Annotated in this window: 11 protein-coding genes; 7 read left to right on the plus strand and 4 right to left on the minus strand. The window is 69.9% G+C overall.

Features of this window, described 5'->3' with window-relative positions; translation table 11 throughout:
- Positions 1-154 precede the first annotated feature (154 nt).
- Entirely contained in the window at positions 155-802 is a 648-nt protein-coding gene (locus tag ABZ374_RS08165; RefSeq protein WP_360307982.1) for a SurA N-terminal domain-containing protein, read from the plus strand.
- Between the two features lie 21 nt (positions 803-823).
- On the plus strand, positions 824-1876 hold the full coding sequence (locus ABZ374_RS08170; protein WP_360307985.1) for a MazG family protein: 1053 nt from the start codon (positions 824-826) through the stop codon (positions 1874-1876).
- Between the two features lie 71 nt (positions 1877-1947).
- Here the strand turns inward: ABZ374_RS08170 and ABZ374_RS08175 are convergent, their stop codons facing one another.
- From ABZ374_RS08175 to sdhC, 4 genes are read right to left on the minus strand one after another with little or no spacing between them, the layout of a single operon-like run.
- Positions 1948-2730, minus strand: a complete 783-nt coding sequence (locus tag ABZ374_RS08175) for a succinate dehydrogenase iron-sulfur subunit (RefSeq protein WP_026219069.1) — start codon at positions 2728-2730, stop codon at positions 1948-1950.
- Complete coding sequence (sdhA, locus tag ABZ374_RS08180; RefSeq protein ID WP_360307988.1) at positions 2727-4484, minus strand: succinate dehydrogenase flavoprotein subunit; 1758 nt, start codon at positions 4482-4484, stop codon at positions 2727-2729. Before sdhA ends, ABZ374_RS08175 begins: the two co-directional genes overlap by 4 nt.
- Before the next feature lie 27 nt (positions 4485-4511).
- Entirely contained in the window at positions 4512-4946 is a 435-nt protein-coding gene (locus ABZ374_RS08185) for a succinate dehydrogenase hydrophobic membrane anchor subunit (protein WP_360308378.1), read from the minus strand.
- A gap of 13 nt (positions 4947-4959) precedes the next feature.
- The gene (gene sdhC / locus ABZ374_RS08190; RefSeq protein ID WP_360307991.1) at positions 4960-5340 is read right to left on the minus strand and encodes a succinate dehydrogenase, cytochrome b556 subunit; all 381 of its coding nucleotides are present in this window, start codon (positions 5338-5340) and stop codon (positions 4960-4962) included.
- A gap of 395 nt (positions 5341-5735) precedes the next feature.
- On the opposite strand from sdhC, the gene ABZ374_RS08195 reads away from it, so the two are divergent.
- The 5 genes from ABZ374_RS08195 to ABZ374_RS08215 all read left to right on the plus strand — a co-directional run bounded on the left by ABZ374_RS08195 (position 5736) and on the right by ABZ374_RS08215 (position 13757).
- The gene (locus ABZ374_RS08195) at positions 5736-7643 is read left to right on the plus strand and encodes a methylmalonyl-CoA mutase subunit beta (RefSeq protein ID WP_360307994.1); all 1908 of its coding nucleotides are present in this window, start codon (positions 5736-5738) and stop codon (positions 7641-7643) included.
- The gene (scpA, locus tag ABZ374_RS08200) at positions 7640-9856 is read left to right on the plus strand and encodes a methylmalonyl-CoA mutase (RefSeq protein ID WP_360307997.1); all 2217 of its coding nucleotides are present in this window, start codon (positions 7640-7642) and stop codon (positions 9854-9856) included. The genes ABZ374_RS08195 and scpA overlap by 4 nt, the downstream gene beginning before the upstream one ends.
- A complete protein-coding gene (gene meaB, locus ABZ374_RS08205; protein WP_360308000.1) occupies positions 9856-10854 on the plus strand; it encodes a methylmalonyl Co-A mutase-associated GTPase MeaB in 999 nt (332 codons plus the stop codon). The genes scpA and meaB overlap by 1 nt, the downstream gene beginning before the upstream one ends.
- A gap of 163 nt (positions 10855-11017) precedes the next feature.
- The gene (locus ABZ374_RS08210; protein WP_360308003.1) at positions 11018-12247 is read left to right on the plus strand and encodes an amidohydrolase; all 1230 of its coding nucleotides are present in this window, start codon (positions 11018-11020) and stop codon (positions 12245-12247) included.
- Positions 12248-12647: 400 nt separating this feature from the next.
- A complete protein-coding gene (locus ABZ374_RS08215) occupies positions 12648-13757 on the plus strand; it encodes a BMP family ABC transporter substrate-binding protein (RefSeq protein WP_360308006.1) in 1110 nt (369 codons plus the stop codon).
- Positions 13758-13834 lie beyond the last annotated feature (77 nt).

Consider the following 13834-nt stretch of genomic DNA (forward strand, 5'->3'; position numbering starts at 1 on the left):
TTGATCGTTGGTCATGGGTCGCACGCCTGCCGTGGCCGACAGTCGTACCGCCGTACAGCGCCATCGAGCCCCGGGAGTTCGTGTGAGTCGCACGTCGCGTTCAGTCCCTGTCGATTCCGCGCGCCGCCGGCGGCGATCCGCGTCCCGGGCCCGGGTGGCCGCGGTGGGCCTGGTGCTGGTCACCGGATTCGCGCTCGCCGGCTGCTCGGAGTCCAAGGCCGGTGCCGCCGCCGTGGTCGGCAAGGACCGGATCGAGATCTCCACCCTGAACGCCAAGGTCGACAAGCTGGAGCAGGCGTTCTCCCGGCAGAACCTGCCGCTGGCCGGTGCGAACGCCCAACTGGAGGCCAACCAGGCCGAGTTGGTGCAGCTCATCCAGCGCCGCGTGGTCGACGAGGCGGCCCGGCGCAACCACAGCACGGTGAACGCGACCCAGGTGCTCCAGGCCCGTCGCAGCCTGGAGAAGCGGCTCGGCAGCCCGGAGGCACTCCAGGTCCGGCTGCTCCAGACCGGCGTGCTGCCCGGCGAGGTCGACGACTTCATCCGGACCGAGGCGCTCAAGTCCGAGATCGCCAAGGCCCGCGGCATCACCCTCGGCACGGCAGAGGGCCAGGAGCAACTGAACGCCTACCTGAGCGACGTCGCGAGCTCGATGAAGATCACCGTGAACCCCAGGTACGGCTCCTGGAACTCGGCGAAGCTGACCACCACGCCCGCCGCCTACTCGTGGCTCGCCCCGGGCACCCAGCCCGCGGGCGCGGGCCTGGTGGAGGTCCCGCCCGGCGCGGAGAGCGGCACCTGAGTCAAACCGTAGGCTGGCCGGGTGAGTGACTCGTCTGCTTCCGCGCCGCCCGCCCGTCTCGTCCTGCTCGCCGGGACCCATCGGGTCGCCCCCGGTCTGCTGAGCTGGCCCGCGTGGCACACGCTGCGCGAGGCGGCCGGCACCCCGACCGGGTGTGTGCTGACCGCGGACGCCGACCACCCGCAACTGCCGTATCTGCGCGAGGCCGGTGTCGAGGTCGAGATCGTCGACCTCGACACCGGCCCGGGCGCGCTCGCCCGCCGGTTGCTGGAGCGGGCCCGGACCGGCTTGGTGGTGTGGCTCGCGGCCACCGACGACGACCCGGGCCTGGGCCCGGCACTGGCCCGGGTCGCGGCGGGCGATCAGGACACCGAGCCGATCCCGGAGATCGAACTGCTGCCCGGCGCGTGGGACCTGCCGGGCGCGCGGCTGCTCGACCTGGTCGCGGTGATGGACCGGCTGCGCTCGCCCGGCGGTTGCCCGTGGGACGCCGAGCAGACCCACGAGTCGCTCGCCCGGTACCTGGTCGAGGAGACCTACGAACTGGTCGACGCGATCGACTCGGGGGATCGCGAGCACCTGCGCGAGGAACTCGGCGACGTGCTGATGCAGGTGTTCTTCCACGCCCGGGTGGCCGAGGAGGACGAGGCCGACCCGTTCTCGATCGACGACGTGGCCGGCGGCATCGTGGACAAGCTGATCAGCCGCCACCCGCACGTGTTCGCCGATGTCGAGGCGGATACGCCGGAGGCGGTCGAGGCCAACTGGGACGCGCTCAAGGCGGCGGAGAAGAGCGACCGGGACTCGGCGCTGGACGGCGTGGCGGCGAGCCAACCCGCGCTCGCGCTCGCGGCGAAGTACCTGTCCCGGACCCGCAAAGCGGGCCTGACCGTGCCCACGCCCGAACTGCCGACGGCCTTCGCGGACGACGCCTACACCGGCCCCGAGGCGATCGGCGACCTGCTGCTCGCCGTCACCGAACTGGCCGCCCGCCGGGGCGTCGACGCCGAGATCGCGCTGCGTGCCGCGACCCTGCGCCACGGCGACCGGGTACGCGCGGCCGAAGCGCGCTAGCCGAAACGCGCCGGCCGGAAACGCAGGAGGGCCCGGGACCACACGGTCCCGGGCCTCCTCGCGTCAATCGATCACACGCGGCGGAAGATCAGCGCGCGCTTGACCTCCTGGATCGCCTTGGTGACCTCGATGCCACGCGGGCACGCCTCGGTGCAGTTGAAGGTCGTCCGGCAACGCCACACGCCCTCCTTCTCGTTCAGGATCTCCAGGCGCTCCTCGGCGCCCTCGTCCCGCGAGTCGAAGATGAACCGGTGCGCGTTGACGATCGCGGCCGGGCCGAAGTACTGCCCGTCGCTCCAGAACACCGGGCACGACGTGGTGCACGCCGCGCACAGGATGCACTTGGTGGTGTCGTCGAACCTCTCCCGGTCCTCGGGCGACTGCAGACGCTCGCGCGTCGGCTCGTTGCCCGACGTGATCAGGAACGGCATCACGTCCTTGTACGCCTGCATGAACGGATCCATGTCGACGACGAGGTCCTTCTCCAGCTTCAGACCCTTGATCGCCTCGACCGTGATCGGCTTGGCCATGTCCAGGTCCTTGACCAGGGTCTTGCAGGCCAGCCGGTTGCGGCCGTTGATCCGCATCGCGTCCGAGCCGCAGATCCCGTGCGCGCAGGAGCGCCGGAAGGTCAGCGAGCCGTCCTGCTCCGCCTTGATCTTCATCATCGCGGTCAGGATGCGCTCGGTCGGGTCCGCCTCGACCTTGAAGTCCTGCCAGTACGGCTCCGCGTCGGTCTCCGGGTTGAACCGGCGAATCCGCAGCGTGATCGTGATCAGGGTGTGGTCACGCTCGGCGGCCGTGGCTCCGTGCCCCTTGCCGGGCGCGGTCTCTTCCACTACGGCAGTCATCAGTACTTACGCTCCATCGGCTGGTAGCGGGTGACCACGACCGGCTTGTAGCCCAGGCGGATCGAGTGCTCGCCCTTCGCGTCGACCTCGCGGTACGCCATCGTGTGCTTCATGTAGTTCTCGTCGTCGCGCGCCTGGTAGTCCTCGCGGGCGTGCCCGCCGCGGGACTCCTTGCGGTTCTGCGCGCCCACGACCAGGACCTCGGCGAGGTCGAGCAGGAAGCCCAGCTCGATCGCCTCGAGCAGGTCGGTGTTGTACCGCTTGCCCTTGTCCTGGATGGAGACGTCCAGGTAGCGCTTCTGCAGGCCCTTGATGTCGGAGAGCGCCTGCTTGAGCGTCTCCTCGGTGCGGTAGACGCCGGCGTTGGCGTCCATCGTCTCCTGCATCTCGGCACGGATCGCGCCGACCCGCTCGGTGCCCGCGCTGTCGCGCAGCCGCTCGATCAGCTCGACCACCGTGGCCTCGGGGGCCTCGGGCAGCTCGACGAAGTCGTGCGACGTGGCGTACTCGGCGGCGGCGATACCGGCCCGCCGGCCGAACACGTTGATGTCGAGCAGCGAGTTGGTGCCCAGCCGGTTGGAGCCGTGCACGGACACGCAGGCGACCTCGCCGGCCGCGTACAGGCCGGGCACCACCGTGGTGTTGTCGGAGAGCACCTCGGCCTCGACGTTGGTCGGGATGCCGCCCATCGCGTAGTGCGCGGTGGGGTACACCGGGACCAGCTCGGTGGTCGGCTCGACGCCCAGGTAGGTGCGCGCGAACTCGGTGATGTCGGGCAGCTTCTCCTCGATCTGCTCCGCCGGCAGGTGCGTCAGGTCGAGGTAGACGTAGTCCTTGTTGGGACCCGCGCCGCGGCCTTCGAGCACCTCCAGGACCATCGAACGCGCGACGATGTCACGCGGCGCGAGGTCCTTGATGGTCGGCGCGTAGCGCTCCATGAAGCGCTCGCCGTCCGCGTTGCGCAGGATGCCACCCTCGCCGCGGGCACCCTCGGTGAGCAGGATGCCCAGGCCCGCGAGACCGGTCGGGTGGAACTGGTAGAACTCCATGTCCTCCAGCGGCAGTCCCCGGCGCCACGCGATGCCCATGCCGTCGCCGGTGAGGGTGTGCGCGTTGGAGGTGGTCTTGAAGACCTTGCCGAAGCCACCGGTCGCGAAGATCACCGACTTGGCCTGGAAGACGTGGATCTCGCCGGTGGCCAGCTCGTAGGCGACGACGCCCGAGGTGGTCTTGTTGCCCGCCTCGTCCTCGGCCAGGAGCAGGTCGAGCACGTAGAACTCGTTGTAGAACTCGACGTTCTGCTTGACGCAGTTCTGGAACAGCGTCTGCAGGATCATGTGGCCGGTGCGGTCCGCCGCGTAGCAGGAGCGGCGCACCGCCGCCTTGCCGTGGTCGCGGGTGTGTCCACCGAAGCGGCGCTGGTCGATCCGGCCCTCGGGGGTCCGGGAGAAGGGGAGGCCCATCTTCTCCAGGTCCAGGACGGCGTCGATCGCCTCCTTGCACATGATCTCCGCGGCGTCCTGGTCGGTGAGGTAGTCACCACCCTTGACCGTGTCGAACGTGTGCCACTCCCAGTTGTCCTCCTCGACGTTCGCCAGGGCGGCACACATGCCGCCCTGGGCGGCGCCGGTGTGCGAACGCGTGGGATACAGCTTGGTCAGTACGGCGGTACGGCTGCGCTTGCTCGACTCCAGGGCCGCGCGCATGCCGGCGCCGCCCGCGCCGACGATGACGGTGTCGTACTTGTGGGTCTGCATGATGCTCGTTCAGTCCTCGGGTACTGGTCAGCTACCGATGTTCGGGTCGAAGGTGAAGATCACCAAGGTCCCCAGGAAAAGCACGATCAGCGCGGACGTGTAGAGCAGCGCCTTGAGCCAGAACCGGGTCTGGTCCCGCTCCGCGTAGTCGTTGATGATCGTGCGCAGACCGTTGACACCGTGCAGCTCGGCGAGCCACAGCATGATGAGGTCCCACGACTGCCAGAACGGCGACGCCCAGCGGCCCGCGACGAACGCGAATCCGATCTTGGTCACACCGCCGTCCAGGACGAGCTGAATGATCAGGTGGCCGATCACCAGGACGACCAGGAGCACACCGGACAGCCGCATGAACAGCCAGCCGTAGAGCTCGAAGTTGGTCTTGGTCGAACGCGGTGAACGCTTGCTGCGCGGAGACTCGATCGCCGGGCCGCCGCCGTGGATCTTGGGCGCGTTTTCGATGGTGGCGGACACTTCAGCTCCCGAAGATGGTCTTGATCGAGTGCTGCAGGATCGGGTAGGCACTCCCGGCCATCAGCACGACCCAGACGCCGACGACAGTCCAGAGCATCTGCTTCTGGTAGCGCGGGCCCTTCTCCCAGAAGTCCACCGCGATGATCCGCAGACCATTGAGCGCGTGGAACAGGATGGCCGCGACGAGCCCGTACTCGAGCAGGTTGACGAACGGGTTCTTATAGATCTCGATCGTCTCGTCGTACGCCTCGGGCGATACACGAACGAGTGCGGTGTCGAGGACGTGCGCGAACAGGAAGAAGAAGATGAGGACGCCGGTGACTCGATGAGCCACCCAGGACCACATGCCTTCCCGGCCGCGGTAGAGCGTTCCAGCCGGCACGGAAACTACCCTCCGGGTGCGGTACATGGGGGGACGCGGCCGGCTGGGAGGGTGTCCGCAATCCGTGTCGGACCCTCTGGTTGTCGGTCGGCCCGGCCGGGTATCGGTCGCCCGGCCCCGGCCATGGTAGCCACCGATCAGGGGCCCCCTTGTGGCAGGGCGCGCGATGTGATCCATTCCGCATCGTGGAGTGGAACCATCCGGGTGACCCGGACGTCACGGGTCACGAAATGCTGACGCCCCGTCAGCGCCCGTACGGGTGAAAGCGCCACGCTTGCGGACGAAAGATCAGGGCAAGCGTGAAGGCCCAGGTCACAGAGGTGACCGGCGGGTAGGGCCGGCATCACATCGGCAGTGCGTATTCAACGGCCCCGTCGGTCCCTACGATGCGACCCATGACGGAGGCTACTGTCGATGGCGGCACGTCTACCGGGTCCACCTTCGCGAGCCAGTTCCCGCAGCCCACGCGGGACCAATGGCAGCGCCTCGTGGCCGGCGTGCTCCGCAAATCGAAGGTGCTGGGCGAGAGTGACGCGCCCGAGCGCCCCGAAGACCTGCTCGCGACCACTACCTATGACGGCATCACGCTGTCCCCGCTGTACACGGAGGCCGCCGCCCGGCCGGGCCTGCCCGGGCTGAGCCCGTTCGTCCGGGGCGCGCGCGCCGCCGGACACGCCGCGGAGGGTTGGGACGTGCGCCAGTTGCACGCCGACACCGACCCGGCCCGGGCCAACGAGAGCGTGCTGGCCGATTTGGAGAACGGGGTCACCTCCGTCTTCCTTCAGGTGGGCGAGGGCGCACTGGCGCCCGCCGACCTGGCCCGCGCGCTCGACGGCGTGCTGCTCGACCTGGCGCCGGTGGCCCTGACCACCGGCGCCGATTTCGTTGCGGCCGCCGACGCGCTGCTCGCGGTGTTCCGCGCGAGCGGCGTCGCCCCCGGGGAGGTACGCGGCAACCTGGGCGCCGACCCGATCTCGCAGCACGCGCGCACCGGGGCGGGCGCCGACCCGGCCGCCGCCGCCGCGCTCGCGGCCCGGGCGCACGCGGAGTTCCCGGGCCTGCAGGCCATCGTCGTGGACGGGCAGCCGTACCACGAGGCGGGTGGCTCGGAGGGCCAGGAACTGGGCGCGGCCACCGCCGCCGGCGTCGCCTACCTGCGCGCGCTGACCGAGGCCGGACTCGACGTGGACACCGCGCTGAGCCTGGTCGAGTTCCGTTTCGCGGCCACCGCGGAGCAGTTCCCGACCATCGCCAAGCTGCGTGCCGCCCGCCGGTTGTGGGCCCGCGTCGCCCAGGCGTCCGGTGCCGCCCCGACGGCCGGCGCCCAGCGCCAACACGCGCTCACCTCGTGGGCGATGACCACCCGGCGTGATCCGTGGGTCAACATGCTGCGCACCACGGTCGCCTCCTTCGCGGCCGGAGTCGGCGGCGCCGACGCGGTCACCGTGCGCGCCTTCGACGCCGCGATCGGCCGGTCCGACCCGTTCTCCCGGCGGATAGCCCGCAACACGCAGGCGCTGCTCCTGGAGGAGTCGCACCTCGCGCAGGTGATCGACCCGGCCGGCGGCTCGTGGTTCGTCGAACAGCTCACCGACGACCTCGCGCGCACCGGTTGGGCGTTCTTCCAGGAGATCGAGCGTCGCGGCGGGATCGTCGCGGTACTGGACTCGGGCTGGCTCGCCGAGCAACTGGCCGAGGTCCGCGCCAAGCGGGACAGGGACATCGCCGATCGCACCGACCCGATCACCGGCGTCAGCGAGTTCCCCAACCTGACCGAGGCGCCGGTCGTCCGCGAACCGGCGCCCGAGGTGCCGGTCTCCGCCGCCGGTCTGCCCCGGGTGCGCTACGCCCAGGCGTACGAGTCGCTGCGCGATCGTTCGGACGCGCTGCTCGCCGCGACCGGTGCCCGCCCGAGCGTGTTCCTGGCCACCCTGGGCCCGCTCGCGCAGTACACCGCACGGGCCGGCTTCACCGCCAACCTGTTCGCCGCCGGCGGCATCGCCGCCGTCGAAGCGGGCGGTACCGAGGTGGACGAGGGCGCGATCGAGCAGATCCTGGAGCGCTGGACGGCGGCCGGCCGGCCGGCGACCGTGGTGCTCACCTCCTCGGAGAAGATCTACGCCGCCCTGGCGGCACCGACCGCCGCGGCGCTGCGTGCGGCCGGCGCCCGCCGGATCCTGCTCGCGGGCCAAAAGGCGCACGGAGCGGACCTGGACGGGTACGTGTACACCGGGTGCGACGCGCTCGCCGTCCTGCACGCCACCTACGAGACCGCGGCGGAATCCCCGGAGGGGGCGAAATGAGCATTCCCGACTTCACCCAGGTCGAGCTCGACGCGCCCGCGTCCGGCGACCTCGACGCGTGGCGGGACGCCGTGCGCGAGGAGACCGGCAAGGACGCGGACGCGCTGACGCACGACACCCCCGAGGGCATCCCGCTCAAGGCGCTGTACACCGAGGAGGACCTGGAAGGGCTCGACTTCCTGGGCACCTACCCGGGCATCACGCCGTTCCTGCGCGGTCCGTACCCGACGATGTACGTCAACCAGCCGTGGACGATCCGCCAGTACGCGGGCTTCTCCACCGCCGAGGAGTCGAACGCCTTCTACCGGCGCAACCTGGCGGCCGGTCAGAAGGGCCTGTCGATCGCGTTCGACCTGGCCACCCACCGCGGCTACGACTCGGACCACCCGCGGGTGACCGGCGACGTGGGCATGGCGGGCGTCGCGATCGACTCGATCTACGACATGCGCCAGCTCTTCGACGGCATCCCGCTGGACCGGATGTCGGTCTCGATGACGATGAACGGCGCGGTACTGCCGGTGCTCGCGCTCTACATCGTCGCGGCGGAGGAGCAGGGGGTGGCACCGGAACACCTGACGGGGACGATCCAAAACGACGTCCTCAAGGAGTTCATGGTCCGCAACACCTACATCTATCCGCCCAAGCCCTCGATGTCGATCATCTCCGACATCTTCGCGTACACCTCGCAGAAGATGCCGAAGTTCAACTCGATCTCGATCTCCGGCTACCACATCCAGGAGGCCGGGGCCACGGCCGACCTGGAGTTGGCGTACACGCTCGCGGACGGCATCGAGTACCTGCGCGCCGGGGTCGAGGCGGGCCTGGACATCGACGCGTTCGCGCCGCGCCTGTCGTTCTTCTGGGCGATCGGGATGAACTTCTTCATGGAGGTCGCCAAGCTGCGCGCCGCGCGCCTGCTGTGGGCCGACATCGTCAAGTCGTTCGGCGCGAAGAACCCCAAGTCCTTCTCGCTGCGCACGCACTCGCAGACCTCGGGCTGGTCGTTGACCGCGCAGGACGTGTTCAACAACGTGGTGCGCACGTGCCTGGAGGCGATGGCCTCGACCCAGGGGCACACCCAGTCGCTGCACACCAACGCGCTGGACGAGGCGCTCGCGCTGCCGACCGACTTCTCCGCCCGGATCGCGCGCAACACCCAGTTGTTGCTCCAGCAGGAGTCGGGCACGTGCGACGTGATCGACCCGTGGGGTGGTTCGGCCTACATAGAGCGGCTCACCCACGACCTCGCGGTGCGGGCCCGGGAGCACATCGCCGAGGCCGAGCGGGCCGGCGGCATGGCGTCGGCGATCGCCGAGGGTCTGCCCAAGCTGCGGATCGAGGAGGCGGCGGCGCGCACCCAGGCCCGGATCGACTCGGGCCGGCAGTCGGTGATCGGCGTGAACAAGTACCTGGTCGCCAGCGACGAGGCGATCGACGTGCTCAAGATCGACAACAAGGCGGTCCGCGAGGGGCAGTTGGACAAGCTGCGCCGGTTGCGCGAGGAGCGCGACGACGACGCGGTGCGTCGTGCGCTGGCCGCGCTGTCCGGCGCGGCGCAGGCCGACGTCGAGGGCACCCGGCCGCGCGACCTGGAGCACAACCTGCTCGCGCTCGCGGTGGACGCCGCCCGGGCCAAGGCCACGGTCGGCGAGATCTCCGACGCGCTGGAGTCGGCGTACGGCCGCCACCAGGCGCAGATCCGTACGCTGACCGGGGTCTACCGGGAAGAGGTGGGCATGTCGCCGAACGTGGAGACGGCCCGCTCGCTGGTCGCCCGGTTCGAGGAACTGGAGGGCCGCCGGCCGCGCGTCCTGGTGGCCAAGATGGGCCAGGACGGGCACGACCGGGGGCAGAAGGTGATCGCCACCGCGTTCGCCGACCTCGGCTTCGACGTGGACGTGGGCGCGCTGTTCCAGACGCCGGGCGAGGTGGCCCGGCAGGCGGTCGAGGCGGACGTGCACGTGGTCGGGGTGTCCTCGCTCGCGGCCGGTCACCTCACCCTGGTGCCCGCGTTGCGGCAGGAACTGGCCGCGCTGGACGCCGAGGAGATCATGGTCGTGGTCGGCGGGGTCATTCCGCCCGCCGACGTGCAGCCACTGCTGGAGATGGGCGCCGCGGCGGTCTTCCCGCCCGGCACGGTGATCGCCGATGCCGCGGTGGACCTGCTCAGGGGCCTGTACAGGCAGTTGGACCACGAGCTGCCGGTCGACTGATGGCACGGGTGATCGACGTCGGCGCGTACGCCGAAGGCGTGCTCGCGGGGAACCGGACGATCCTGGCCCGGGCGGTCACGCTGGTCGAGTCCACTCGGGCCGACCACCGCGACCTCGCGCAGGAGTTGCTGGTCAAGCTGTTGCCGCACGCCGGCGGTGCCCACCGGGTGGGCATCACCGGCGTGCCCGGTGTGGGCAAGTCCACGTTCATCGAGACGCTGGGCACCCGGCTGACCGGCGCGGGACACCGGGTGGCGGTGCTCGCGGTGGACCCGTCCTCGTCCCGGCACGGCGGCAGCATCCTGGGCGACAAGACCCGGATGGGCCGGCTCGCCGTGGACGACAACGCCTTCGTGCGCCCCTCGCCGACCGCCGGCACGCTGGGCGGCGTCGCGCGCGCCACCCGCGAGTCGATCGTGTTGATGGAGGCGGCCGGCTACGACGTGGTGCTGGTGGAGACGGTCGGCGTGGGCCAGTCCGAGACCACGGTGGCGAACATGGTCGACTGCTTCCTGTTTCTGACCCTCGCGCGCACCGGCGACCAGCTCCAGGGCATCAAGAAGGGCGTCCTGGAGCTGGCCGACGTGGTCGCGGTGAACAAGGCGGACGGCGATTTCGCCCTCGCGGCCCGCCGGGCGGCCCGCGAACTGGCGGGCGCGCTGCGGCTGATGCGCCGGGCGGGGGAGTCGTGGACGACACCCGTGCTGACCTGTTCCGGGCTGTCCGGCGAGGGCCTGGACGAGGTCTGGGAGACCATCCTCAAACACCGGCAGACCCTGGAGGCGACCGGCGAGTCGGCCGAACTTCGACGCCGACAGCAGGTCGACTGGACGTGGGCGACGGTCTACGACTCGCTGTTGGCGGAGTTGCGTGGACACCCTGCGGTACGGGCTATCGTGCCCGACCTCGAACGCGACGTCCGGGACGGCAATCTCACCGCGACGCTTGCCGCGTCTCGCATCCTGGACGCGTTCCATGGGCGGCAAGGGCAGTCCTGATCAATGGGGCGCTTGGTTGATACGTGGTCGAGCGCCCGAAAGTCGGCCATTGCGGGAACGAGCACACAGTCATACCCCTACCGGCCGTAGCGCATGCGCCGGGGGGAGGCTTTTTTCTCACCCGAACGGGGGTAATTCGCTCCGTACCACGTCGCGAAGACCGATGCAACGTAGTCTTTCGTGGGTGAGCGAATCCCTCCCCGCCCAGGCCGCCGCCAAAGCCGCTGCTTTCGCCGACGAGCTGGTCGCCTTTCGACGCGACCTGCACATGCACCCAGAGCTGGGTCGGGAGGAGTTCCGTACCACCGGACTCATCCGGGAACGGCTGGTCCGCGCGGGCCTGCACCCGCGACTACTGCCCGGGACGGGCCTGGTCTGCGACATCAGACCCGAGCGGGCGTCGCCCGCCGGCCGAGGCGCCGGGGACGACCTGATCGCCTTCCGCGGCGACATCGACGCGCTGCCGGTGGACGACGTCAAAGACGTGCCCTATCGCTCGACCGTGCCCGGTCGCGCGCACGCGTGCGGGCACGACGTGCACACCTCGATCGTGCTGGGCACGGCCCTGGTATTGGCCGAATTCGCTCGCGAGGGCCTGCTGACCCGGCCGGTCCGGCTGATCTTCCAGCCCGCCGAGGAGAAGTTGCCCGGCGGCGCGCTGGACGTGATCAAGGCGGGCGGCCTGGCGGGCGTCGGGGAGATCCACGCGATCCACTGCGACCCCAAGGTCGAGGTCGGCCGGGTCGGGCTGCGCTCCGGCGCGATCACCTCGGCCTGCGACCGCGTGGTGATCATGCTCACCGGCGCGGGCGGCCACACCGCCCGCCCGCATCGCACCACCGACCTGGTCACCGCGTTGGCCAAGGTCGCCGCCGAGCTGCCCTCGGCGTTCTCCCGCCGGATCGACCCGCGCTCGGGCGCCAGCCTGGTGTGGGGGCGGATCCAGTCCGGCTCCGCGCCGAACGTGATCCCGCAGTACGGCGAGCTGGAGGGCACGCTGCGCTGCCTGGATCTGGAGGCGTGGCGGCAGGCCCCGGACCTGATGCACGAGCTGGTGGACTCGATCGCCTCGACCTACGGCGCCAAGTGGGAGCTCGAACACCACCGGGGCGTGCCGCCGGTGGTCAACGACCCGGATGCGGTCGACGCGATGCGCACGGTCGCCACCGGCGTGCTGGGCGCGAGTGCGGTCGAGGGCACCGAGCAGAGCCTGGGCGGCGAGGACTTCTCGTGGTTCCTGGACCAGGTCCCCGGCGAACTCACCCGGCTCGGTGTGCGACCCGTCGGACACCCCGTATACGACTTGCACCAGGGGCAGTTCGACGTCGACGAGCGGGCGATCGGGATCGGCGTCGAACTGTTCGCCGGGCTGGCGCTGCGGCCCGTTCGCTGACCCCGGTCGGGCTCGGTGCGCGCGGTGCGGGCGGGAGTGCCGAGATGGGACGTATGCGGAACTGTTAACCACCGCGACCCCGGTCCCCGTTCCTCCCACGTTCGTAAGTCTGTAATGTTCCGACCCGGTGCCGTTCGATCTCGTGCGGCACCGGGTCTTTTCCGTCTTGTCATGTCGCGGACTGCCCGGTTCCGCGCCGACCCGTCTCGGCTCCGGCTACTCGGCCGGGCTAACGGGGCGTGTTGCGGTGGCGATTCACGGTTTTTGTCGCTCATATTCTTTTACTAGGTATGCTCTCCGACGGCTAGCAGGTCTACGCGCGTTTACCAGGGAACCAAGCGCGTCAGAGTCTGCATCTGGGAGCAGCGCCCGAAGGGGCGCTCATCGGAAGGAGACACCCGTGCGCCGGGTATCCAAGGTGACCGCGGCTGCGGTCGGCGTCACTCTCGCCCTTACTGCCACCGCCGCGTGCGGTAGCAAGCCCAAGGACGACAAGAAGTCCGATTCGGGCACCAGTGCGACCCCCGGCGGTTCGCAGGCCGCCAAGGTGGACTTCAAGGCCTGCATGGTGACGGACACCGGCGGCATCGACGACCGTTCCTTCAACGCCTCCTCGTGGGCGGGCCTGCAGCAGGCCAAGTCGGAGCTGGGCGTCGATGTGAAGTACATCACCTCGAAGACCGAGAACGACTACGTTCCGAACCTCAACAGCCTCGTGAACGACAAGTGCGGTCTGATCATCGCGGTCGGCGGCCTGATGGCCGACGCGACCAAGGCCGCCGCGTCGACGCACAAGGACCAGAAGTTCGCGATCGTCGACTCCGCCAGCATCGAGCCGAACGTGCAGGGGCTGCAGTTCAACACGGCCGAAGCGGGCTTCCTCGGCGGCTACCTCGCCGCGGGCTTCTCCAAGACCGGCAAGGTCGCCACGTTCGGCGCGCTGCCGATCCCGCCGGTCACCGTGTTCATGGACGGCTACGTCCAGGGCGTCAAGTACTTCAACCAGGCCAAGGGCAAGAACGTCCAGGTCATCGGTTGGGACGACGTCAAGGGCGACGGCTCGCTCGCGGGCAAGTTCGACTCGCCGGCCGACGGTGAGCGGATCGCCAACGACTTCATCGCCCAGGGCGCCGACGTGATCATGCCGGTCGCCGGTCAGACCGGTCTCGGCGCGGCCTCGGCCGTGCAGAAGAGCGGCGGCAAGGCCAGCGTCATCTGGGTCGACCAGGACGGCTACGAGAGCGCCTCGCAGTACAAGTCGGTGTTCCTGTCCACGGTGACCAAGGACATCAAGGGCCAGGTGTTCAACGCGGTCAAGGCCGCGGCGAACAACCAGTTCACCACCAAGTCCACCATCGGCACCCTCGCCAACAACGGCGTCGGCCTGGCGCCGTTCCACGACTTCGACTCGAAGGTCTCCCCCGAGCTGAAGTCCGAGCTGACCGCGGTCAAGGCCGACATCGTCAGCGGCAAGATCAAGATCACCTCGAAGAACCAGCCGAAGAGCTGACCCAGACGATCGGGCGCCGTGGAAGCAGCTTCCGCGGCGCCCGTGTCCGTACCGCCCGGGCCCCGAGGGGACCCGGG

Origin of the sequence: Embleya sp. NPDC005971, assembly GCF_040629175.1 — a bacterium.
In the GTDB taxonomy this organism is placed as follows: domain Bacteria; phylum Actinomycetota; class Actinomycetes; order Streptomycetales; family Streptomycetaceae; genus Embleya.